The following is a 21,435-nucleotide window of genomic DNA, read 5'->3' as shown; positions in this document are numbered from 1 at the left end:
GCGATGACCGGTCACGGGCCCCGGCGCCGCCTGCCGGACGACGTCTCCACGTTCGTGGCGGAGCTGTCGCGGTCGCGCCGCACCGGCGCGCCGGAGGCGGTGCTCGACGAGCTGCGCCGCGTGATCCTCGCCGGCGACGCCCCTCCCGGCCTCGCGATCCCCTGCGACGAGGTGGCGGCGCTGTTCGAGGTCAGCGTGATCCCGGTGCGCGAGGCCTTGAAGACGCTGGTCGGCGAGGGCCTGGTGGAACACCGGCGGCGCGGCGGCTACACCGTGGCGTGCCTGACCCCGGCCGAGCTCGACGAGCTGTACGTGGTGCGCGGCGTGCTGGAGCAGGCCGCACTGGCGGCGGCCGTCGCGCAGGCGGACGGCGCGGACCACGCCGGTGCCCGGGAGGCCCACCACGCGCTCGCCGCCGCCATCGAGGACGGCGACGTGCGGCGCTACAACCGCGAGAGCCGCCGGTTCCACCTCGCGCTCGTCGCCCCGGCTGGGATGCACCGGTTGCAGGCGATGCTGGAGTCGGCGTGGAACCTCACCGAGCCGTACCAGCCGATGGCGCAGGTGCCGCTCGCGGAGCGGCGCGCCCTGCACGCCGAGCACGAGCAGATGCTGGCGGCGTTCGTGGCAGGCGACGCGGAGACGCTGCGGGAGCGGGCCGCGGCCCACCACGAGCACCTGCGCCGGACGGTGTCGGGCACAGCCGACGGCGTGCGGCCATAGGCCGCGTTCAGGAGGTCCGGATCGCGGTCTTCGCGCCCAGGCGGCCGCTGGCTGCGTTGTCGGCCCGACCGGGTATTCCAGTACGACGGCTCGAACCTCCGCCTTGCCAGCGGCCGCCTGGATCACGAAGCCCATCGACCCGGACCTCCTGAACACGGCCTAGGTTGCGCTCATGGCGTCCCCGCGGATCCTCGTGATCAACCCGAACACCACCGCCGCGATGACCGACTCGATCGGAGCCTGTGCCGCGGCCGCTGCGAGCCCGGGCACCACCGTCACCGCCGTGACGCCTGCGATGGGGCCCGCCTCGATCGAGAGCCACTACGACGAGGCGCTCGCCGTGCCCGGCATGCTCGCCGAGATCGCCCGCGCCGAGGCGGACGGATCCGCCGACGGCTACGTGATCGCCTGCTTCGGCGACCCCGGGCTCGACGCCGCGCGCGAGCTGGCCCGCGGACCGGTGGTCGGGATCGCCGAGGCCGCGATGCGCACCGCCGCCTACCTGGGGCGCGGGTTCAGCGTGGTCACCACCCTCGACCGCACCCGGGGACGCGCCGAGGACCTCGCCGCCCACTACGGGCTCGCCCGCTTCTGCCGCCGTGTACGGGCGTGCGAGATCGGCGTGCTCGCCCTCGAGGAGCCCGGCGCGCGGGAGGTGGTGCTCGCCGAGTGCAGGCGGGCCGTCACCGAGGACGGCTCGGACGCCGTGGTGCTGGGCTGCGCGGGCATGGCGGAGCTGTGCGCGGAGATCAGCGCGGAGATCGGCGTGCCCGTGGTGGACGGGGTGGCGGCCGCCACCCGGACCGTGGAGACGCTGGTGGCGCTGGGTCTGCGCACCGGCGACCGCGGTGAGTTCGCCCGTCCGCCTGCCAAGCCGTACACCGGGTTGCTGCGCGATTTCCAGGTCGCGCCGCGAATTATAAGTTGAGATTTGTTTCCTTCAGCGCAATACGGCGTGAATCATCGGGCGAGACCCACTGACGCGCCGGGATGTCGCTTACCGTCCCGAGCGGGATCGTATCCGGACTGCTGCGGGAGGCGTGATGACCGATTCCCTCACCCACTCCGACGCGACTGAGCCCGATTCTCCGGGCCGTCCCCACTACGACCCCCGCCTCACGAACGAGGACCTGGCGCCGCTGCGGGAGCAGCGCTGGGGCTCGTACAACTTCTTCGCGTTCTGGATGTCCGACGTGCACAGCGTCGGCGGCTACGTCACGGCGGGCAGCCTGTTCGCGCTCGGGCTCGCCGCCTGGCAGGTCCTCGTCGCGCTGCTGATCGGGATCTCGATCGTCTACCTGCTGTGCAACCTGGTGGCGCGGCCGAGCCAGGCCACCGGCACCCCGTACCCGGTGATCTCCCGGGTGGCGTTCGGCGTGCTCGGCGCGAACATCCCGGCGATCATCCGCGGCCTCATCGCCGTGGCCTGGTACGGGATCCAGACCTACCTCGCGTCGGCGTCACTCGTGGTCGTCGCGCTGAAGCTGTGGCCGTACGTCGCGCCCTATGCCGACGCCGAGGCGTACGGGTTCGCCGGCCTCTCGCTGCTCGGCTGGGGTGCGTTCCTCGCGATGTGGGTGCTGCAGGCCGCGGTGTTCTGGAACGGGATGGAGGCCATCCGCAAGTTCATCGACTTCTGTGGCCCCGCGGTCTACGTGGTGATGTTCCTGCTCGCCGGCTACCTCGTGATCGAGGCGGGCTGGGATGCGATCGACCTGAACCTGGTGGAGGTCAGCATCACCGGGTGGGCCTCGGTGCCGGTGATGCTCACGGCGATCGCGCTCGTCGTGTCCTACTTCTCCGGGCCGATGCTCAACTACGGCGACTTCGCCCGCTACGGGCGCGCGTTCGCCGCCGTCAAACGGGGCAACTTCCTCGGGCTCCCCGTGAACTTCCTGGCTTTCGCACTGCTCACGGTCATCACCACGGCGGCCACCCTGCCCGTCTTCGGCGAGCTGATCACCGACCCGGTCGAGACGGTGGCGCGGCTGGACAACACCTACGCCGTGGTGCTCGGCGCGCTGACGTTCATGATCGCGACGATCGGGATCAACATCGTCGCGAACTTCGTCTCGCCCGCCTTCGACTTCTCCAACGTCGCGCCGCAGCGGATCAGCTGGCGCGCCGGCGGGATGATCGCCGCCGTCGGCTCGGTGCTGATCACACCGTGGAACCTCTACTCCAGCCCCGAGGTCATCCACTACACGCTCGACACGCTCGGCGCCTTCATCGGCCCGCTCTACGGCGTGCTCATCGCCGACTACTACCTGGTGAAGAAGCGACACGTGGTGGTCGACGACCTGTACACGATGCGCCCGGACGGCACCTACCACTACCGGGGCGGTTACAACCCGGTGGCGATCGGCGCCACAGCGGTGGGCGCGACCGTCGCCATGCTCGTGGTGTTCCTCGGCTCCGCCGACGCCGCCGCGTTCAGCTGGTTCATCGGCGCCGGGCTCGCGTTCGCCGGGTACCTGGCGATCTCCAGGCGGGCCTAGCACGACGGCCTCGGCGCGTTCGCCGGTTGTCGCGCGCGTGCCAGGGCCTTCGGTGGCGCGCCTGACCAGGGCCTTCGGTGGCGCCGCGCAGTGTGCGGGGCCCCTCAGAGCCTCTGCGGCCCCTCCGGGCAGTCTTACGTGGGCAGGCCGGGGCCTGCCCGTTGGGTGCGCGGCGCCACCGAAGGCCGGTCCGACGGGCATGATCGACGCGTCGGTGCCTCTGCGGCCGTCTGTCGCCGTGGATGCGCCGGAACACCGATCATGAGGCCAGAACGGGCCGGTGATCAGCGATTCGGCGCACCCACGGCTGTCCGAGTGGCCGTGAGCGCACCGAACCGGCGATCATGGCGCGGGCGAGGACGACAACACCGGCAGCGGCCGCCATGATCGCGGCGAGACGCGCGTCAGGGTCCTCGCCGGGGCTGTGGCGTCCAGCTCGGAGTGATCACCGCCGCTCACACGCCCCTTCGCGCCGGCCGCGGAGATCGCCATCATGTGCCCGTGGCACCGCCTGCTGGCGGCGCCGCGCACCCACCGGGCAGGCCCCGGCCTGCCCGCAAGGCTTGCCCGAGGGGTCGCAGAGGCTCGCAGGTCAAGGGGCCGCGGAGCGGCTCGCGGAGCGACGCGCAGCGCCCTTGACCTGGGAGGGGCGGCCCCGCACACTGCGCGGCGCCGCCAGCAGGCCCACCGACAACCAAGAGCACGGTCGCGGCGCCCCTCAACCGCTACATGTGATGAACGGTTCGCGGCAGGTGCCGCGCCGGCCGCCGACCATAGAGCGCGCGATCACAGGGGCGCTAGGCCGCCGGACGTTCGTGGTAGGTGTCGACGTACTCCTGGTGCGACAGCCGTGCGATCGCGTCCATCACCTCGTCGGTGACGGCGCGGCGGATGGCGTTGGAGCCCTCCAGGCCCTCGTACCGGCTGAAGTCGAGCGGCTGCCCGAACCGGACGACCACCCGGTACGGCCGGGGGAACCGCTTGCCCACCGGCTGCACCCGCTCGGTGCCGATCAGCCCGACCGGCACGACCGGTGCGCCGGTGGCGAGCGCGAGGCTGGCCACACCGGTGTGCCCGCGGTGCAACCGGCCGTCGAGCGACCGCGTGCCCTCGGGGTAGATCGCGAACGCACCGCCTCCGTCGAGCACCTCGCGCGCCGCGTGCAGGGCCGCCAGCCCCGCCTTGGCGTTCGCGCGGTCGACGGGTACGTACCCCAGCGCCGACAGGAACGACGCCAGCGCGCGGCCGCGCAGGCCACTGCGGACGAAGTACTCCGCCTTGCCCAGGAAGGACACCGGCCGCCCGGCCGTCAACGCGATCACCGCGGTGTCGACGGCGGCGCGGTGGTTGGACGCGAGGATCACCGCGCCCTTCCGCGGCACCCACTCCGCGCCGTGCACCACCGGGCGGTAGATGAACCTGGCGAGCGGGGCGAGCAACCAGCGCACGAGCAGATGCACGGGCGAGGAACGTCGATCGGGTCCGCTGGGTTCCCGACCGGGAACAACCGCCCGAAGGACCACCCGGACGGCCGCATGGAACGGGCGCGTCAGTCCTCGTCCTGGTCGCCGCGCATCGCCGCGAGGGCCTCCTGCCGGGGCAGCCCGGTGGCCTGCAGCAGGTCCAGGGCGATCGAGCGCGCCTGCGCCACGATCACGACCTCCGACGGGCCGGGCGTGAACGTGCCGGCGATGGCCCGCACGTGCCGCACGACGTCGATCACGGGTTCGCGGGCCTGCTCCCGGTCTCCGTCGCGTCCCAGCTGCGCGGTGAGCGTCCGGACGGCATTGGCCAGCTCGTTCAGGACGTCGGCGAGCTCGGGCGCGGCGGGCTCGTCGTCGCAGAGCGCGGTGTAGGTGCGGCGCACGAGCACGCGGGCGTTGCGCATGGCGTAGTCGGCGCGCTCGGCGAGCTCCGCGAACCGGGCGAGCTCCCGGCGGCGACGGCGCAGCAGCGGGGAGACCCGGGTGACCTCGTGGCCGCCCCGCAGCGCGCCGCGCAACTCGTCGATGAGCGGCTGGCTGGCCCTGGCCCTCGCCAGCGCGGCGGACGCGCCCTCGGCGTCGCGCTTCCGCAGCGCCTCCGCGGTCTCGACGAGCACGGCGGCGAGCTCGTCGAGCAGGGCCCGCGACTCGCGGCGGACCGGGCCCACCGGGTCCGACGGCAGCACGGCGGCCACGAGGAGACCGACGGTTCCGCCGATCAAGGCGTCGATGCAGCGGTCGAAGCCACCGGCGTCGCCCGGTGGCAGGAGGGTGGCCACGAGCACGGCGGACGCGCCCGCTTGGGCGACGAGCAGGGTGGCCCCGTCGGTGAACACTGCCACGGCCATGGCGAGCGCGACCACGAGCGTGATCTGCCACGTGCCGCTGCCGATCACGGAGATCAGCAGGTCACCGACGAGCACGCCGAGGCTCACCCCGACGACCAGCTCGGCCACCCGGCGCAGGCGGCTGCCCAGCGAGACCCCGAGGCTGATCACCGCGGCGATCGGCGCGAAGAACGGGCGGGCGTGCCCGACCAGGTCGTTCGCGACGAACCACGCGCCGCCCGCGGCGACGGCGCACTGCGCGATCGGCAGGGCGGACAGCTGCAGCCTGCGGCTTCCGGCCGCGAGCCGGGTGCCCAGCCGGGCCGTGGGCACCACTTCGGTCAGCCGAGGCCGAGCGCGGCCGCCGCCTCGGGGTCGGAGTCGGAGAGGAAGACACGGCAGCGTTCCGCCTCGTCGGTCTCCCCGATCGCCGCGGCGGCCTTGTGGAGGGCGGCCAGTGCCCGCAGGAAGCCCCGGTTCGGCTCGTGCGACCACGGCACCGGGCCGAACCCCTTCCACCCCGAGCGGCGCAGCTGGTCGAGCCCCCGGTGGTAGCCGGTGCGGGCGTAGGCGTACCCGGTGATCGTCTCCCCGGCGGCGAGCGCGCCTTCGGCGAGCACCGCCCATGCGAGGCTCGACGTCGGGTGTGCCGCCGCGACCTGCGCGGCGTCGGTGCCCCGGTCCAGCTCGGCGGCGGCCGGGTCGACCGGCAGCAGCGTCGGCTCCGGCCCGAGCAGGTTCCCCTGAAGACTCATCGTGCGGCCTCGCTGACGCTCTGCCGATGATTCGCTCGCTGACGCTCGCTCATCGCAGCGTGGTGCCCGTCGACTTGAGGTTCTCGCAGGCGTGCGTCACCCGCGCGGCCATCCCGGCCTCGGCGGCCTTCATGTACGAGCGCGGGTCGTAGACCTTCTTGTTGCCCACCTCGCCGTCGATCTTGAGCACGCCGTCGTAGTTGGTGAACATGTGCGCGGCGATCGGGCGCGTGAACGCGTACTGGGTGTCGGTGTCGATGTTCATCTTCACGACGCCGTAGCTCACGGCCTCGTGGATCTCCTCGAGCAGCGAGCCGGACCCGCCGTGGAAGACCAGGTCGAGCGGCTTCGAGCCCTCCGCCAGCCCCAGCTTGGCGGTGGCGACCTCCTGGCCCTGCTTGAGGATCTCCGGGCGGAGCTTGACGTTGCCCGGCTTGTAGACGCCGTGGACGTTGCCGAACGTGGCCGCGAGCAGGTAGCGACCCTTCTCCCCGCCGCCGAGCGCCTCCACCGTGGCCTCGTAGTCGCCGGGCGCGGTGTAGAGCTTCTCGTTGATGTCGTTGGCGACGCCGTCCTCCTCACCGCCCACGACGCCGATCTCCACCTCGAGGATGATCTTCGCCTTGACCGCGCTGTCGAGCAGCTCGGCGGCGATCCGCAGGTTCTCGTGCAGCTCGGTGGCGGAGCCGTCCCACATGTGCGACTGGAACAGCGGGTTCTCGCCCCGGTCGACCCGCTCCCGGCTGATCGCGATCAGCGGGCGGACGTAGGTGTCGAGCTTGTCCTTGGGGCAGTGGTCGGTGTGCAGCGCGATGTTGACCGGGTATTTCTCGGCCACCACGTGCGCGAACTCGGCGAGCGCCACGGCGCCCGTGACCATGTCCTTGACCTTGCCGCCGGAGGCGAACTCCGCCCCGCCGGTGGAGAACTGCACGATGCCGTCGCTCTCCGCCTCGGCGAAGCCACGCAGCGCGGCGTTCAGCGTCTCCGAGCTCGTGACGTTGATGGCCGGGTAGGCGAACTCACCGCTCTTGGCCTTGTCCAGCATCTCGTTGTAGATCTCGGGGGTGGCGATCGGCACGGCTGACCTCCTCGACTCGCGGCTTGCATCAGTATCCCGCACGGCCCGCTCGCCGTCCCCGGCGGCGGCGCCCACTAGTCTTGGTGGGGTGCTGGGGGATGGCGGGGGAAATGCCGTCGAGGCCACGCTGTCGCGACTGCGACGCCTCGACGCGCGGCCCGAGCACGCCCACGCGCCGGGCGCCCCCCTCACGATCTCCGACCTGTACCGCGACCACCGCATGCGGATGGTGCGCCTCGCCGTGCTGCTCGTCGACGACCCGAGCACGGCCGAGGACGTCGTGCAGGAGGCGTTCGCCGGGTTGCACCGGCACTGGTCGGGGCTGCGCGACGAGGCCGCGGCCGTCGGCTACCTGCGCACCGCGGTCGTGAACGGGTCGCGCTCGGTGCTGCGCCGCAGGCGCACCGCGCGCGACTACGTGCCCCCGCACCAGGTGAACGCCCGCTCGGCCGAGTCCCTCGCGATGCTCTCCGCCGAGCACCAGGCGGTGGTCGACGCGCTCTCCACGCTGCCGCCCCGGCAGCGCGAGGTGCTGGTACTGCGGTACTACGGAGGCCTGACCGAGGCCGAGATCGCCGACGCCACCGGCATCAGCCGCGGCACGGTCAAGTCCACGGCCAGCCGGGCCCTCGACGCCGTCGCCCGGGTCATGGGTTCGCGTACCTGACGAGGGCGCGTCTGCCGGTCAGCGGGCGGGCCTCTCTGCAGCGGGCTCGAGCTGCGGGCAGCTCGCCGTCCAGTGGTACGGGGAGGCCGGGGCGGGCGCGGCGGAAGCCCGGCGTGGAACTCCGAGCCATGCCACAAGGCCGCCCAGCAGGAACATGCCCGCGCAGATCAGCATGGCGGCGTCGAATCCCCGGTCGAGGGCGGCCGGGTCGTCGGCGGCGTCCTGCGGCAGCCCGGCCAGCAGCGGGAGCGCGGCGACCACGATCAGACCGGCGGCTCTGGCCACCCCGTTGTTGACCGCGCTGGCGATACCCGCGCGCGCGTCGGGAACGGCGCTGAGCACGGTGGTGGTGATGGGTGGGGTGATCAGCGGGATGCCGATGCCGGTGAGGACGACGACAGGGAGCACCTCGGCCGGATAGGACGACTGGGTGCCGATCCGGGTTGCGAGCAGCAGCGCCACGGCACAACACAGCGAGCCGGCCGCCAGCGGGACGTGCGGACCGATGCGGGCGGTGAGCGCACCGGCCCTCGCCGACAGCGCCAACGTCAGCACGGTGAGCGGGAGCAGCGCCAGCCCGGTCGCCAGCGGGGCGTAGCCGACGGTGAGCTGCAACTGGATCGGCAGGAAGAAGATGAACCCGGCCAGCGCGCCGTACAGGAAGAAGCTGGCGAGATTGGCGGCGCTGAACCGTCGTGACGCGAACAGTCCCAGCGGCAGCATCGGGGCCTGGCTGCGGCGCTCGACCCGCACGAAGCCCGCGAAGGCGACCAGACCCACCGCTGCGGCGATCCAACCGCCGCTGGAGGGCTGGATCAGTGCATAGGTCACGCCACCGAGTCCCACCGCCGCCAGCAGCGCTCCCGCCACGTCGAAGCGGTGAGCGGGGCGGTCGTCCCGGCTTTCGGGCACGTGGCGGGCCAGGAGCACCGCGATCACGACCGCGATCGGGAGGTTGACGAGGAACACCCACCGCCAGCCCGCCGCGTCCACCAGCGCGCCGCCGACCAGCGGGCCGGCAGCGCCTGCCATCCCGCTCAACCCCGACCACCAGCCCACTGCTCGCGCCCGATCGTCCGGATGGAACGAGGCCTGGATCAGAGCAAGGGACCCCGGGACGATCAGCGCTCCGCCGATGCCCTGCAACACCCGCCCCGCGATCAGCCAGGCCGCGCTGGGCGCGAGACCGCACAGCAGCGACGCGGCCGCGAACCACACCACACCGACCAGGTAGACCCGCCGCCTGCCGAAGCGGTCACCGAGCCCACCGCCCAAGAGGATCAACGCGGACAGGACCAAGGTGAACGCGTTGACCGTCCACTGCAACTCGGCCAGGGACGCGTCCAGGCCGCGCTCGAGCGCGGGCAGGGCCACGTTCACCACGGTCGTCTCCAGCAGCACCAACCCGGAGCCGAGCGCGGTGACGGCCAGCACCCACCTGCCGGCCGGTTCGGCCAACCGGACACTCGTCGGCATCGCGGCATCCATGCGTCGATGGTTCGGTGCCGCTTCGATCCGATCAACGGCGGACTTCGCTACGATCGATTCGTCGCACGAATCGATCCGGGGTGGTCATGGACCTCGATCAGATACGCATCGCGCTGGTGCTCGGCGAGGAGCTGCACTTCGGACGCACCGCGAGCCGGCTGCACATCTCCCAACCACGGGTCTCACAGCGGCTGGCCGCGCTGGAACGCGAGCTCGGCGGGATGCTGTTCGACCGGACGAGCCGCCGGGTTCGGCTGACACCACTGGGCATGCGATTCCGCGACGAGGTCGGCACGGCCTACGAGCAGCTGCTCGCCGCCGGTCAGTGCGTACGGGACGCCGGCCGGCGGCTCGCCGGGGAGATCCGGATCGGTTTCACCCCGACGACGGCAGGCAGGGCGCTCGCCGACTTCGTGCGGGCGTTCGAGCGCCGGCACCCCGACGTTTCCGTGATCCACCGGGAAGTCACCTTCGCACGGCCGTACGACGATCTGCGGACCGGTGAGATCGACGTCCTCCTGATGTGGCGGACCGGGGCGGCGGGCGGCGACCTCACCGAAGGTCCTGCGATCGACCGGCAGGAGCGGGTGGCCGTGATGACCGCCGACCACCCGCTCGCCGGGCGCCGGTCGATATCGGCGTTGGAGGTCGACCACTGGACGCTGATGACCAACTTCGCACCACCACAAGTCCTCGACACGATCCTCCCGCCCATGAACGTCGACGGAACCCCCATCCCGCGGGTGCGGGTGGAGACCACGATCAGCACGATGGCCGAGTACGTCGCCCATGTCTCGAAGGGCTCGTTCGTGCACCCCACCGTGCGTTCGCTGTCCGAGGTGGTGAACCGTGACGATCTGACGTACGTCCCGATCAACGACCTCCCACCGTTGGACCTGTGCCTGGTCTGGTGCACGTCCCACGAGAACGCCACCATCCGCGCCGCTGCAGCGGTGGCCGGGACGCTCGATCCGCCTACCGCGTAGGGCGGAGGTCGCCGACGTGTGCGCGGACGGCCGCCACGGTGGCCTCCTCCGCCTCGTCAATCCCGGGGCTCGACAGAGCGTCCGGGAGCGGCCCGGATCGCCGGGCCCGTCGACCCAGATCGGCCGGACGCGCCCTTTTACGGCACGATAGGCCTGTGACCGCGACCGACGAGTCCGAGCGTCGGCTCGCCGAAGCGCTGCAGGCAAGGGCCACCGGCGCCGGCGGCCGGGGCGCCACGCGCCCGGCGCGCCACGTCTCCGGGCGGGCCGGCACGAGCACCGCAACCGCACTCCTGCTCGCCCTGCTCGGCGGTGCCGCGCTGGGCACGATGCTCGGCCTGATGTCCCTGCTGGCCCCAGGCGTGCTGCCCCCGCTGGGGTGACCGGTACCGTCTCTTGTCGTGACGCTCGCACTCGGCCCGGAGTGGCTGCAGCCCGACACGATCATCTCGTGGCTCGGGCCATGGGCGCTCGTCGGGCTCGCCCTGATCATCTTCGCCGAGTGCGGCCTGCTTCTCGGCTTCTTCCTGCCAGGTGACTCGCTGCTGTTCACCGCGGGACTCTTCGTCGCGCAGGGCGCGATCGACGCACCGCTGTGGCTGGTGTGCACGATCCTGGTGGCCGCCGCCGTCATCGGCAACGCCACCGGTTACTGGGTGGGGTACAAGGCGGGGCCGGCGATCTTCGACAAGCCGCAGTCCCGCTTGTTCAAGCCCGAGCACGTCGTGAAGACACAGGGCTTCTTCGACAAGTACGGCAACCGCGCCATCGTGCTCGCGCGGTTCGTGCCGATCGTGCGCACCTTCATCACGGTCATGGCGGGTGTCGGCCGGATGGACGCGCGCCGCTACTTCACCTACTCCGTGATCGGCGGCGTCGTGTGGGCCGCGGGCGTCACCGTCCTCGGCTTCTGGCTGGGCCAGTTCGCGTTCGTGCGCGCGAACATCGAGCTGATGCTGATCCTCATCGTCGCGCTCTCGGTGCTGCCGATCGTCGTCGAATTGCTGCGCGCGCGGCGCAAGCCGGGCAGGCAGGCGGCGTAACGCACGGCCGAGCGCCGACGACCGTCCGGGAAGCCGCCTAGTCTGGAGTCCCGTGACCGTCGCCCTGCCGCAGCTCGCCCTCGCCGGCCCGCTCGACCAGGCGGGCCCGATCACGGTGTGGGCGATCGTCCTCACCTTCGTCTTCCTCGAGTGCGCCTTCATCATCGGGATGTTCCTGCCCGGCGACTCGCTCCTGCTGGCAGCCGGGGTGGTGCTCGCCCACGGCTCCCATGAGGCCACCGCGTGGACGCTCGGGTTCGTGGCCGCGGCCGTCGCCGTCGGGGGCAACCAGGTGGGCTACCTCGTGGGCCGCTACGCGGGCACCCGCATGCTCGCCCGCCGCGAGGGCCGCATCCTCAACCGCGCCAACCTCGAACGCGCCGCCGCGTTCTTCGAGCGCTGGGGTTTCTGGGCCATCGTGGTGGCCCGCTGGCTGCCGTGGGTGCGCACCCTCGCGCCGATGATCGCCGGCGCCGCCCGGATGGACAACCGCCGCTACATCGTGGCCAACGCCGTCGGCGCGCTCCTGTGGGTGCCCACCCTGATCATGCTCGGGTACTACGGCGCCGGTCTGCTCGACACGCTCCCGTGGCTCAAGGAGGTGGCCACGATCCTCGCCGTCGGCTTCTTCGTCGTCGGCAGCGGCTACGGGCTCTACCGGTACCTGCAGGACGTGCGCAAGCCGGTCGACGAGGCCGCCCCCCACCCCGAGGACGGGCCCGAGGACCTGCGCGACGCCGCCTGACCTCCCGCGAGTCGCGCTCTCCGTGCACGCGCGTCGTGGATCGTCGCGACGGCCTCAGGCCTCCTGCAGGCGTGCGGCGGCCTCCAGGAGCATCCAGCCGGACAGCTGCACGGACAGGTCGGCCTCCGGCAGCCCGGGCCGCGGCTCCGGCGCGGGGTCACGCCACTCGGCCGAGAACACCGGCCCACCCCCGATCTCGGCCCGGCCCTTCCAGACCGCCTCGGCGTTGGCGAACACCAGCTCGCGCGTGGCGACTGCCAGCTCGGGGACGCGCAGGGCCGCGTCGGCGAGGTAGCGGGCCGTGATGCCGGCGAAGAGGCCGCCATCGCCCCCGCCCGAACCGGGCAGCACGCCGTCCGGCCCGGCGAGCCGCCGCCGTACCGCGTCGACGAGGGCGAGCGCCCGGTCGGTCCAGCGCTGGTGGCCGTCGCGGGCGGCGAGCTCCACGCACGCCCCCAGGTAGACGCCCTGGTTGTAGGTGTAGATGTACGGCTCGACGGCGCGCACAGTGCCGTCGGCCGCGATCCGCACGCCGTCGCGGACCAGCCCGGAGTCGGGATCGACCAGCGTCTCGGCCATCCAGTCGGTGATGGCGGCGGCGAATGCGGACTGCCCGTCGCGCGCCAGCAGGATGGCCGCCGGGCCGTTGGCGGGAGCCGCCTTGAAGTCGTCGTCGCGGCGCCACCAGATCCCGCCGCCACCGCCTTCGGTCCAGCCGTCGTGCAACCGGATCATGATCCTCGGCAGCGCCGAATGGCCGGACCGCCCGACCAGGGTGCCCCCGCGTTGCAGCGCGAGACCGAGCCAGGCGATGTCGTCGTAGTAGCGGTTCAGCCACGACCCGCCGTTGCGCAGCCGCACGCTGCGGGCGAACGCCGCGATCGCCTTGGGCCGCGACCGGTTCGGTGCGCGCAGCTGCGCGTCGATCAGGCAGTCGAGCAGGTGCGCCTGCCACCAGTAGTGCCACGGCGCGAGCGCGGCGGGCGCCCGGCGCGGCCAGCGGACCCGACCGATCCGGGTGCCCGGCAGCACGCCACCGATGCGGCGCAGATGCCGGCGGACGACAGCGCGCTCGGCGATGCCCGCCCGCTCCCTCCAGTCGACGTCCGCCGCAGCCATCTGGCCAGTCTGCCCGATGTCCGAAACCGAGGGATCCGCGTCGTTGACGCCAAGATCGGGCCGGGTGACGCTGGGTTCGTGCCCGTCCACGAGGTCCTGATCCCGCTGTTCGACGGGGTTCAGCCGCTCGACGTGGCGGGGCCCCACGAGGTGCTGGCCGGTGCCGGACAGCTGCTGGAGCACCGTGGACGCGGCTCCGGCTACCGCGTGACGCTGGCGGCGGAGCGGCCGGGCCCGGTCCGCGGGCTCAGCGGCCTGCAGCTGGTGGCCGACGTCCCGTTGCCCGAGTCGGGACCGATCGGCACCCTGCTCGTGCCCGGCGGCGAGACCGCAACCGGTATGTCCGGCGCCGACCCGTTCGTCGACTGGCTGCGCCGTGCGGCCGGCCGCGCCGAGCGGGTCGTGTCCGTGTGCACCGGATCCTTCGCACTCGCCGCCGCCGGTCTGCTGGACGGGCTGTGCGCCACCACCCACTGGCACTACGCGCTCGACCTCGCCCGCGCCCACCCGTCCGTCGACGTCCGCCCCGACGCGATCTACCTGCGGCAGGGCCGGATCTGGACGTCAGCGGGCGTCACCGCGGGCATCGACCTCGCGCTCGCGCTCGTGGAAGCCGACCACGGTGCCGAGGTCGCCCAACACGTGGCCCGCCACCTCGTGGTGTTCCTGCGCAGGCCCGGCGGGCAGAGCCAGTTCGCCGGCCCGGTGTGGACGCCGCCGGCGCGCCGGCCGGGCGTCCGCGAGGCCCAGGACCTCATCCACGGCGACCCGACCGCCGACCTGCGCGTATCGGTGCTCGCCTCCCGGGTGGGGATGAGCGAGCGGCACTTCAGCCGGGAGTTCACCCGTGCGCTCGGCTGCCCGCCCGGGGACTACGTCGAGCAGGTGCGCGTCGACACCGCCCGCCGCCTGCTGGAGACCGAGCCGGTGCTCGTCACGGTGGCCGCCGCCCGCGCCGGCTTCGGTTCCGCCGAGACGATGCGCCGCGCCTTCCTGCGCCGCCTCGGCGTCGCACCCGACCACTACCGCCGCCGCTTCGCGGTCCACTAGAGAGGATTCCCATGCAGGTCGCGATCGCCCTGTTCCCCCGCGTCACCGCACTCGACGCCATCGGGCCCTACGAGGTGCTGCAGCGCGTTCCGGAGCTGGACGTCGTGTTCACCGGCGAGCGGCGCGGCGAGGTCCGCGCCGACAACGGGTTCCTCGGCATCACGGTCGACGCCACCTTCGCCGACGTGCCCGCCCCGGACGTGGTGGTCGTGCCCGGCGGGGTCGGCACCGGCGACCTGCTCGCAGGCGGGCCGTACCTCGAGTGGCTGCGCGCCGTACACCCCGGCACCCGGTACACGACGTCGGTCTGCAGCGGCTCGATCGCCCTCGCAGCGGCCGGCCTGCTCGACGGGCTCACCGCCACGACGCACTGGAGCGCCTACGAGCACCTGCGCCGGTTCGGTGCCGAGCCCGTCCAGGAACGGGTGGTGGAGCACCTCGACCGGCGGATCATCACCGCCGCGGGCGTGTCCTCCGGCATCGACATGGCCATCCGGCTCGTCGAGCTGCTCGTCGACGACGTGGCGGCGAAGGCCGCGCAGGTGTTCATCGAGTACGACCCGCAGCCCCCGTTCGACGCCGGGCACCCGAGCAAGGTCGACGCCGCCGTAATGGAACGGGTGGCGGAGTACGCGAAGGTGCGCGCCTGAGCGTCAGGCTCCCGACCAGACGCGGAAGAGGGCGATCGTCTCGGCCAGCTGCGAGTGCAGTGGCACCGGCAGCTCGCCGAGGCCGAACCAGCCCAGCTCGTCGAACTTGTGCGGTTCCCCGATGGCGACCGCTGCCGGGTCCACGTGCACGGCGTTGACGACGGCCACCCAGTGCGATCCGTCGCGCAGGACGTTCCGGACACCGATCGTCTCGACGTCCAGCGCGTCGGCCGTGTACTCCTCTCGCACCTCGCGCCTGACGGCATCGGCGAACGACTCGCCGTGCTCCAGTGCTCCCGCGCCGGTGTCCCACGTACCCGGCTCGTCCCGCGCGCCTGCACCGCGCCGGGCGAGCAGCACCCGGCCCCGCCCGTCGTGGCAGATGAAGACGACCGAGACGGCCGGGTCCTTCTGCGGATCAACGGCCATGACAAACCCTCCGGGCTAGAAGTGCTCCGTCAGCGCTCGGAAGTGCTCGAGGTGCAGCACCCCCCGGTCCGTGGGGTCGAGCTCGTCGTGCTCGAGCACCCACGTGTGCTGGTTCGGGATGAAGACGGCGTTCAGGCCCGCCGCGCGGGCCGGGAGGATGTCCGAGCGGGGGGAGTTGCCGATCATCCAGGTCGCGCCCGGCACGAGGCCCTGCTCGGCGACGAGCGACCGGTAGGTGCCGGCGTGCTTCTCGGCCACGATGTGCACGCTCGCGAAGTGGTGCGCGAGGGTCGAGGCGTCGATCTTGCGCTGCTGCTCGGCCGGATCGCCCTTCGTCAGCAGCAGGAGCTCGTGGCGGCGACCGAGCTCGGCGAGGGTGTCCGCGACCCCTGGCACGAGCTCGACCTCGTCGAACACGAGAGCCGCCGCCAGCTCCTCGATCTCCCGCGCCTCTGCGGGGCCGACGGGTCGCTCGCTGAGCCGCTCGAAGCAGTCGTGCAGGCTGCGCAGGAAGCTCGCGGTGCCGTACCCGTGCACGACGACGTTGGCGCGCTCGACCTCGTCGAGCACGGCGCGCGTGGCGGCGCGGTCGAGGGTGGGGTGGGCGAGCCAGTCGAGGTACGCGTCGATGACCCGCTCGAACAGGACGTTGTTCTCCCACAGGGTGTCGTCGGCGTCGAAGACGAGCGTCTGGCGGTGGGTCGGCACGGGCCGAGCGTACAAATCCCGGCGCGCGAGCCTCACTGGATTTGTCGGGGATCGAATGTATGTTCGACACATGGAGCACATCGCATCCACCCACCAGGCCGACCAGTACGACGCCTGGCAACGCGACACGATCCGTCGCCACGGCTGGGCGCTGCAGCCCATGCCCGGCGACGAGGACGGCCCGTCGTACGTCTACACGGTCGGTCTGTCCGGCTTCGGCCACCCCGAGCTCATACTCTTCGCCACCGCTCCCGGCGTCGCGGCCAGGGTGCTGAACGACCTGGGCGAGCTGGTCCGCCTCGGCCGCGGCCTCGCGCCCGGCGAGCGGGTCCGGCTGCGCTGCGGCGACGTCCACCTGCTCACGTTCCCCGAGTCGGCCGACTGGCTCTTCGCCGCCAACGACCTCTACCGCGCACCGGGCGGTCCGCCGGTCAGCGCGCTACTGGTTGTGCCGGCCGACGAGCTCGCGCCGGTCTGACGCCTGAACGCGGGCGATGGCGGCACCGCGCGCTCGACACGGTCCTCGCAGGCCTCCCGGCCCATGTGGGGCGCGTGGCCGCGCTGTCCCACTACCACGCGGCCTCGAGGTCGGCGTGCTGCCGGATCCAAGCGTGCATCGCGATGCCGGCGGCCACGCCCGCGTTGATCGACCGGGTGGAGCCGAACTGGGCGATGGAGACGGTCAGCGCGGCCGCGGCGTGGGCCTCATCGGTCACCCCGGGGCCTTCCTGGCCGAAGAGCAGCATGCACTCCCGCGGCAGGCGGGCGGTCTCGATCCGCGCAGCTCCGGGGGTGTTGTCCACCGCCACCAAGGTGAGGCCGTGCGCGCGGGCGAACTCCTCGAGGCCTGCCACGTCGTCGTGGTGATGCACCCGCAGATAGCGGTCGGTCACCATCGCGCCGCGCCGGTTCCACCGCCTGCGGCCGACGATGTGCACGCCCGCCGCGGCGAACGCGTTGGCCGTGCGCACCACGGTGCCGATGTTGTGGTCGTGGCCGAAGTTCTCGATGGCGACGTGGAACGGGTGGGCGCGGCGCACCAGGTCGGCGGCCACCGCGTCGCGGCGCCAGTAGCGGTACGCGTCCACCACGTTGCGCGAGTCGCCGTGCTCGAGCAGCTCGGGGTCGTACCGTTCGTCGCGCGGCCACGCCGCGGGTCCACCCGGCCACGGCCCCACACCCACCTGGCCCGCAACCGCCCACTCGCTGGGCCCGGCCACGTCGGCCTCCACATCCATGCGGCGATGATGCCTGCCGGACGCCCGCCTCAGCTCGGCGCGGGGAGCTTCGCCACCGCGGCACCGGCGACCGCCGTCGCCGCACCGCACGTATCGGCGCCCGCGCGCTGGTCGTAGACGTAGACCGACACCGCTTCGACGTACGCGACGATCCGGCCCCGCACCTCGTCGGTGGCCCGCCACACCTGGGAACGATCGTCACCGCCGAGCTGCTCGTGCAGCCGGTAACGACCCCCGACGAGCAGGCCGCCGCGTTCCCGAAGGCGCTCTCCACGTCGCGCAGGATCGTCACGGACCCGGGGAGGGGTTCCCGGCGATGCGTCAGGGAGCCGCCGAGGCAGCGATACCGGTGTCGGTCGGCTCGCGGGTCGGCGGGCGGGAAACGCGAGCGCCGTAGCGCAACGCGCTTCCGGAACAGCGACTCGATCTCGACGATGCCGGCACCTGAGAACATGTTCATGAACGCGCCGGCATCGAGGAAGGCATGGGGTTTGCCGGTCTCCCGAAGTCGTATTCGGGGCGCCACCGACGGCGGGAGCGCCGTCGCCAGGACGACCAGCAGGGGCCGAGCCGGGCATCGGGACGGCGAGCCGTGGCGTCCCCTGCCGTGACCTGGCGGTGATCTCGGGGTACGCGGCGAGCCTCCGGCCTGGGAATGCGCCGAACGGTTGCGGCGCTTTTCGTCTCGGAATGATCACGGGTCGCCCGGTCGTCGACCCGTCCGGCGACGCGCCGGCGCCGCTCGCACGCAGTGACGTCCCCCTGCGGTACAGGGCCGTCGACGAATGGCGTGATCCGTCCGAATCGCAAGGATGAGCGGTCACTGCCTGAAGGCGTTACGTCGCGTTCGGTCCAACCATTACGGCAAACGGTGCAATCCGACGCCATTCGTCGCGCCGGCAACCGCTTCCGGCCCACTGCACTCTCAGCTTCGCAACCACGATGCCGCGCCACCTCTTACGGTCACCGGCCATGGAGCAGCGGCTACTGCGCGTGTCGTGGTTGAGCGGACTCGGGGCCGTCATCGGCGTCCCGGCGCTCGCCTACCTCGCGCTGTCGTCGTCCGGTGGGCTCTGGCACCGGCTCTCGGTGCTCACCGGTCTTCTCGCGCTGTCGGCACTCGTGTCCGCCGCCGTGCTGCCGTCACGCTTGCGCTCGCTCAACCGCGCCTTCGGCATCGAGTCGGTGATCGACCTGCACCGATTCCTCGGGGTGGTCACCGCGGCGCTCGTGTTCGCCCACCTCGCCTGCGTGGTGGCGGCCGACCCGGCCAACGTCACCCTGCTCGACCTCACCTCGGCCCCCGGCCGGGCGAAGGCGGCCACCGTCTCGACGCTGGCGCTCGTCGCACTGGCCGGCCTGACCGTGATGCGGAACCAGGCCCGGCTGTCCTACGAGCTGTGGAAGTGGTCGCACGTCACGCTCGCGGCCACCGCGCTCGTCGCCGCGGCGCTGCACGTCTGGCTGCTCGACCAGCTGGTGCGCGACGCCACGATCGGCCCGATGTTCGTGCTCCTCGTCCTGCTGCTCGCGGTGGTCTTCGGGCACCGCTGGGTATGGCGCCGGCTGTTCGACCCGTCCACCGAGTTCGTCGTCCGCGACATCCGCCGCGAGAACCCCACGGTGAGCACGCTGGTGCTCGAACCGTGCAGCCGGTCCGGCGGGCCCGCGACGACATGGGCGTTCGCCCCCGGCCAGTTCGCCTGGATCCGCCTGGGCCGCTCCGCGATGGCCGAGGAACACCCCTTCACCATCGCGTCGAGCGCCCACTCCGACGCCACCGAGTTCACGATCCGCCACACGGGCGACTTCACCCGCGCGCTGCGCCGCCTCCCCATCGGCGCCACCGTGTGGGTGGACGGGCCGCACGGTGCCTTCACCAACGACGTCGAGACGTCGGCAGGCTTCGTCATGATCGCCGGCGGCGTCGGCATCACCCCGATGATGAGCATGCTGCGTACCGCCGCCCATCGGTGCGACCCGCGCCCGTACCGACTCATCGTCGTCGCGAGCGCCCCGGAGGACCTGCTGTTCCGGGCGGAGCTCGCGCAGCTGCGGCGCATCGTCGACCTCGAGGTCACCGAGGTGCTGCGCCGGCCCGTGGAGGGCTGGTCGGGTCCCACCGGGGACGTCAACGCCGAGCTGCTCTCGGCGGTGCTCGGCGGAACCCCGCCCCCGGCGGAGGTGGACTACTTCATCTGCGGTCCGCCGGCCCTCGTCACCGACGCCCTCGGCGCCCTGGACCTCCTCGGCGCCGCTCCCGACCGCATCTACACCGAACAGTTCGACATGGCTTGAGCGAGCGCTCCCCCAGCTCCCCCCTCGCTCCCCAAGAGGAAGGCCCCCATGCTCCGCCGGATCCCCCGAATACTCCGCGGTGCCGTCGTCATCACGGTGCTGCTCGCCGTCTCGGCCTCGGTGTACCAGTCCTGGGCCACCGGGGCACCCGGCACGAGCGGTTGGACGCAGACGCAGTGGGGCCCGCTCGGGCCCGCCGATCGGGACCTGCTCGTCAGGGTCCGGCTCGCCGGGCTGTGGGAAGGTCCCACCGGCCAGCAGGCCGAGCAGATGGCCACCCGCGGCGAGGTACGCGAGGTCGGCCGCAAGCTCGCCGAGGAACACGCCCAGCTCGACGAGGAGGTGCGCAAGGTCGCCGACCAGCTCGGCGTTCCGCTGCCCAGCGGGCCCAACGCCCAGCAGATGGCGTGGATGTCCGAGATCTCGTCGAAGACCGGCTCGGACTACGACCGCACGTTCGTGCAGATCGTGCGCGAGGCCCACGGGCAGATCCTCCCGGTGATCTCCGAGGTGCGCAGCAGCACCCAGAACGACCTCATCCGAACGTTCGCCGAAACGGGCAACGAGTTCGTCACTCGCCATCACCAGTACCTGGAGAGCACCGGGCTGGTCGACTACTCGGCGCTGCCCCACCACGGCCCCGGCCTGCTCGGCGGCGGCACCGAGATGAGCGACCTGCTCGTGCCGTTCCTCGTGTTCATCGCCGCGCTGCTCGCCGCGATCGCCCTCTTCTGGGGCCTGCGCAACCGGACGGCCCCCAGCCGCCGTCAGCGCGTCACCGTCCCCCAGCCTCCGATCTCGCATCCCGCCACGCGCCTCCCGGAGCTCACCGCGGTGGCCGCGATTCCGGCACCGCGCGGCATGGGCATCGACGACACCGGCCCGATCCCCGTGATCAGCGACGTCCCCGTGGCCACGGTCTCGGACACCGGCGCCTACCGGCTGTCCCCGGACTCCGGCGGACACGCCGCGGTCAGGAGGACCCGCAGCACCACCGCGCTGGTCGACACCGGGCCCCAGCGGGCCGCGACCGACTCCGGCTCCCACCGGTCCGTCGACGACTCCGGCTCATACCGATCGGTCACCGACACCGGCTCCCAGCGAGCCGTCAGCGACACCGGCTCACACCGATCCGCCTCCACGTCCGGTTCCCACCGGATGCCGCGCTCCCGGCGAGCACGGCACTCGACGCGGCGCTAGCTCCCCGCTCTCCGCGCCGCAGCACCGGCGGCCCATCCGCCGGTGTGCCTGTCCCCGATCCCCGAACGGAGGACCCATGTCCCCGAGCAGTACAGCCCGACATTTCTCTACCCGGCGGAAGATCGGTCTCTGCGCCGCCGCTCTCGTAGTGACAGTGTTACCCACCGCTTGTGGCGCCGCCTACGCCGACGACAGCGCTCCTGAAGTCGTGGAGGTCGGTGGTGTATCGGCAGCTGAGCCGATCCCTGACGAGGGCGACGCCGCTGCGAACGACGCCCCCGCGGAGGAAGGCGCCGCAGAGCAAGGCGCCCAACAGGGCGAGGAGCCGGCCGGCGCCGTTGCGGAGGAACCGCCACCCGAGGAAGGTGAGGCGGCCCAGCAGCGCGGTCGGAACGACGGCCGGAACAACGATGGCCGAGGCGATGGCCGAGGCGGCCGGGACATCG

Annotated in this window: 23 protein-coding genes; 13 read left to right on the top strand and 10 right to left on the bottom strand. The window is 72.4% G+C overall.

Annotated elements, in window-relative coordinates; translation table 11 throughout:
- Positions 1-3 precede the first annotated feature (3 nt).
- The 3 genes from FHX44_RS17930 to FHX44_RS17920 all read left to right on the top strand — a co-directional run bounded on the left by FHX44_RS17930 (position 4) and on the right by FHX44_RS17920 (position 3,221).
- Entirely contained in the window at positions 4-723 is a 720-nt protein-coding gene (locus tag FHX44_RS17930) for a GntR family transcriptional regulator (RefSeq protein ID WP_147256840.1), read from the top strand.
- Positions 724-895: 172 nt separating this feature from the next.
- Positions 896-1,651, top strand: coding sequence for an aspartate/glutamate racemase family protein (locus FHX44_RS17925; protein WP_147256839.1), 756 nt, complete (start codon positions 896-898; stop codon positions 1,649-1,651).
- Positions 1,652-1,766: 115 nt separating this feature from the next.
- Positions 1,767-3,221: an NCS1 family nucleobase:cation symporter-1 gene (locus FHX44_RS17920; RefSeq protein WP_147256838.1), complete on the top strand. Its 1,455-nt coding sequence runs from the start codon at positions 1,767-1,769 to the stop codon at positions 3,219-3,221.
- Positions 3,222-4,018: 797 nt separating this feature from the next.
- Here the strand turns inward: FHX44_RS17920 and FHX44_RS17915 are convergent.
- The 4 genes from FHX44_RS17915 to fbaA form a co-directional block, all read right to left on the bottom strand.
- Entirely contained in the window at positions 4,019-4,681 is a 663-nt protein-coding gene (locus tag FHX44_RS17915; protein WP_147256837.1) for a lysophospholipid acyltransferase family protein, read from the bottom strand.
- A gap of 89 nt (positions 4,682-4,770) precedes the next feature.
- On the bottom strand, positions 4,771-5,868 hold the full coding sequence (locus tag FHX44_RS17910) for an FUSC family protein (RefSeq protein ID WP_246170458.1): 1,098 nt from the start codon (positions 5,866-5,868) through the stop codon (positions 4,771-4,773).
- Positions 5,869-5,873: 5 nt separating this feature from the next.
- The gene (locus FHX44_RS17905) at positions 5,874-6,287 is read right to left on the bottom strand and encodes a DUF3151 domain-containing protein (RefSeq protein WP_147256836.1); all 414 of its coding nucleotides are present in this window, start codon (positions 6,285-6,287) and stop codon (positions 5,874-5,876) included.
- Between the two features lie 49 nt (positions 6,288-6,336).
- The gene (gene fbaA / locus FHX44_RS17900) at positions 6,337-7,368 is read right to left on the bottom strand and encodes a class II fructose-bisphosphate aldolase (RefSeq protein ID WP_147256835.1); all 1,032 of its coding nucleotides are present in this window, start codon (positions 7,366-7,368) and stop codon (positions 6,337-6,339) included.
- Between the two features lie 88 nt (positions 7,369-7,456).
- Here fbaA and FHX44_RS17895 point away from each other — a divergent pair, with 88 nt between their 5' ends.
- Positions 7,457-8,035 (top strand): SigE family RNA polymerase sigma factor, encoded by a 579-nt coding sequence (locus FHX44_RS17895; RefSeq protein ID WP_147256834.1) that lies wholly within the window; start codon positions 7,457-7,459, stop codon positions 8,033-8,035.
- A gap of 18 nt (positions 8,036-8,053) precedes the next feature.
- Here FHX44_RS17895 and FHX44_RS17890 read toward each other — a convergent pair whose 3' ends face one another.
- Complete coding sequence (locus FHX44_RS17890) at positions 8,054-9,511, bottom strand: MFS transporter (RefSeq protein WP_212612532.1); 1,458 nt, start codon at positions 9,509-9,511, stop codon at positions 8,054-8,056.
- A gap of 98 nt (positions 9,512-9,609) precedes the next feature.
- Between FHX44_RS17890 and FHX44_RS17885 the strand changes: the two genes are divergently transcribed.
- The 4 genes from FHX44_RS17885 to FHX44_RS17870 all read left to right on the top strand — a co-directional run bounded on the left by FHX44_RS17885 (position 9,610) and on the right by FHX44_RS17870 (position 12,297).
- Positions 9,610-10,509, top strand: coding sequence for a LysR family transcriptional regulator (locus FHX44_RS17885; protein ID WP_147256832.1), 900 nt, complete (start codon positions 9,610-9,612; stop codon positions 10,507-10,509).
- A 155-nt stretch (positions 10,510-10,664) separates the two neighbouring features.
- Complete coding sequence (locus FHX44_RS17880) at positions 10,665-10,892, top strand: hypothetical protein (RefSeq protein WP_147256831.1); 228 nt, start codon at positions 10,665-10,667, stop codon at positions 10,890-10,892.
- An 18-nt stretch (positions 10,893-10,910) separates the two neighbouring features.
- Positions 10,911-11,552 carry a DedA family protein gene (locus tag FHX44_RS17875; protein ID WP_147256830.1) on the top strand — a complete coding sequence of 214 codons (642 nt, stop codon included), beginning with the start codon at positions 10,911-10,913 and terminating at the stop codon, positions 11,550-11,552.
- A gap of 52 nt (positions 11,553-11,604) precedes the next feature.
- Positions 11,605-12,297, top strand: a complete 693-nt coding sequence (locus FHX44_RS17870; protein ID WP_246170457.1) for a DedA family protein — start codon at positions 11,605-11,607, stop codon at positions 12,295-12,297.
- Between the two features lie 54 nt (positions 12,298-12,351).
- On the opposite strand, the gene FHX44_RS17865 is transcribed toward FHX44_RS17870, so the two are convergent.
- Positions 12,352-13,416 carry a glycoside hydrolase family 76 protein gene (locus FHX44_RS17865; protein ID WP_147256829.1) on the bottom strand — a complete coding sequence of 355 codons (1,065 nt, stop codon included), beginning with the start codon at positions 13,414-13,416 and terminating at the stop codon, positions 12,352-12,354.
- A 78-nt stretch (positions 13,417-13,494) separates the two neighbouring features.
- Here FHX44_RS17865 and FHX44_RS17860 point away from each other — a divergent pair, with 78 nt between their 5' ends.
- Complete coding sequence (locus FHX44_RS17860; RefSeq protein ID WP_246170456.1) at positions 13,495-14,466, top strand: GlxA family transcriptional regulator; 972 nt, start codon at positions 13,495-13,497, stop codon at positions 14,464-14,466.
- Positions 14,467-14,477: 11 nt separating this feature from the next.
- Complete coding sequence (locus FHX44_RS17855; RefSeq protein ID WP_147256827.1) at positions 14,478-15,116, top strand: DJ-1/PfpI family protein; 639 nt, start codon at positions 14,478-14,480, stop codon at positions 15,114-15,116.
- Positions 15,117-15,119: 3 nt separating this feature from the next.
- Here FHX44_RS17855 and FHX44_RS17850 read toward each other — a convergent pair whose 3' ends face one another.
- Together FHX44_RS17850 and FHX44_RS17845 are read right to left on the bottom strand one after the other, a co-directional pair.
- The gene (locus FHX44_RS17850) at positions 15,120-15,545 is read right to left on the bottom strand and encodes an NUDIX domain-containing protein (RefSeq protein WP_147256826.1); all 426 of its coding nucleotides are present in this window, start codon (positions 15,543-15,545) and stop codon (positions 15,120-15,122) included.
- Between the two features lie 15 nt (positions 15,546-15,560).
- Positions 15,561-16,253, bottom strand: a complete 693-nt coding sequence (locus tag FHX44_RS17845) for an HAD family hydrolase (RefSeq protein WP_246170455.1) — start codon at positions 16,251-16,253, stop codon at positions 15,561-15,563.
- Positions 16,254-16,323: 70 nt separating this feature from the next.
- Between FHX44_RS17845 and FHX44_RS17840 the strand changes: the two genes are divergently transcribed.
- Positions 16,324-16,731 (top strand): DUF4262 domain-containing protein, encoded by a 408-nt coding sequence (locus FHX44_RS17840; protein ID WP_170308946.1) that lies wholly within the window; start codon positions 16,324-16,326, stop codon positions 16,729-16,731.
- A gap of 91 nt (positions 16,732-16,822) precedes the next feature.
- On the opposite strand, the gene FHX44_RS17835 is transcribed toward FHX44_RS17840, so the two are convergent.
- Together FHX44_RS17835 and FHX44_RS42190 are read right to left on the bottom strand one after the other, a co-directional pair.
- Positions 16,823-17,491 carry a TrmH family RNA methyltransferase gene (locus FHX44_RS17835; RefSeq protein ID WP_147256823.1) on the bottom strand — a complete coding sequence of 223 codons (669 nt, stop codon included), beginning with the start codon at positions 17,489-17,491 and terminating at the stop codon, positions 16,823-16,825.
- A 29-nt stretch (positions 17,492-17,520) separates the two neighbouring features.
- Positions 17,521-17,676, bottom strand: a complete 156-nt coding sequence (locus tag FHX44_RS42190; RefSeq protein ID WP_170308945.1) for a hypothetical protein — start codon at positions 17,674-17,676, stop codon at positions 17,521-17,523.
- A gap of 787 nt (positions 17,677-18,463) precedes the next feature.
- Between FHX44_RS42190 and FHX44_RS17830 the strand changes: the two genes are divergently transcribed.
- On the top strand, positions 18,464-19,789 hold the full coding sequence (locus FHX44_RS17830) for a ferredoxin reductase family protein (protein WP_170308944.1): 1,326 nt from the start codon (positions 18,464-18,466) through the stop codon (positions 19,787-19,789).
- Between the two features lie 48 nt (positions 19,790-19,837).
- Positions 19,838-20,989 carry a DUF4142 domain-containing protein gene (locus FHX44_RS17825; RefSeq protein ID WP_147256821.1) on the top strand — a complete coding sequence of 384 codons (1,152 nt, stop codon included), beginning with the start codon at positions 19,838-19,840 and terminating at the stop codon, positions 20,987-20,989.
- The last annotated feature ends 446 nt before the right edge of the window (positions 20,990-21,435 follow it).

Origin of the sequence: Pseudonocardia hierapolitana (assembly GCF_007994075.1) — a bacterium.
In the GTDB taxonomy this organism is placed as follows: domain Bacteria; phylum Actinomycetota; class Actinomycetes; order Mycobacteriales; family Pseudonocardiaceae; genus Pseudonocardia; species Pseudonocardia hierapolitana.
This window is presented reverse-complemented; position numbering and strand designations above follow the sequence as displayed.

Excerpts from the sequence above, each read along its gene's own strand:
- FHX44_RS17925 (WP_147256839.1), top strand. The coding sequence starts at position 896 with ATGGCGTCCCCGCGGATCCTCGTGATCAACCCGAACACCACCGCCGCG.
- FHX44_RS17825 (WP_147256821.1), top strand. The coding sequence starts at position 19,838 with ATGCTCCGCCGGATCCCCCGAATACTCCGCGGTGCCGTCGTCATCACG.
- FHX44_RS17905 (WP_147256836.1), bottom strand. The coding sequence starts at position 6,287 with ATGAGTCTTCAGGGGAACCTGCTCGGGCCGGAGCCGACGCTGCTGCCG.
- FHX44_RS17865 (WP_147256829.1), bottom strand. The coding sequence starts at position 13,416 with ATGGCTGCGGCGGACGTCGACTGGAGGGAGCGGGCGGGCATCGCCGAG.
- FHX44_RS17840 (WP_170308946.1), top strand. The coding sequence starts at position 16,324 with ATGGAGCACATCGCATCCACCCACCAGGCCGACCAGTACGACGCCTGG.
- FHX44_RS17850 (WP_147256826.1), bottom strand. The coding sequence starts at position 15,545 with ATGGCCGTTGATCCGCAGAAGGACCCGGCCGTCTCGGTCGTCTTCATC.
- FHX44_RS17835 (WP_147256823.1), bottom strand. The coding sequence starts at position 17,491 with ATGGATGTGGAGGCCGACGTGGCCGGGCCCAGCGAGTGGGCGGTTGCG.
- FHX44_RS17920 (WP_147256838.1), top strand. The coding sequence starts at position 1,767 with ATGACCGATTCCCTCACCCACTCCGACGCGACTGAGCCCGATTCTCCG.
- FHX44_RS17885 (WP_147256832.1), top strand. The coding sequence starts at position 9,610 with ATGGACCTCGATCAGATACGCATCGCGCTGGTGCTCGGCGAGGAGCTG.
- FHX44_RS17890 (WP_212612532.1), bottom strand. The coding sequence starts at position 9,511 with ATGCCGACGAGTGTCCGGTTGGCCGAACCGGCCGGCAGGTGGGTGCTG.
- FHX44_RS17830 (WP_170308944.1), top strand. The coding sequence starts at position 18,464 with ATGGAGCAGCGGCTACTGCGCGTGTCGTGGTTGAGCGGACTCGGGGCC.
- FHX44_RS17930 (WP_147256840.1), top strand. The coding sequence starts at position 4 with ATGACCGGTCACGGGCCCCGGCGCCGCCTGCCGGACGACGTCTCCACG.
- FHX44_RS17855 (WP_147256827.1), top strand. The coding sequence starts at position 14,478 with ATGCAGGTCGCGATCGCCCTGTTCCCCCGCGTCACCGCACTCGACGCC.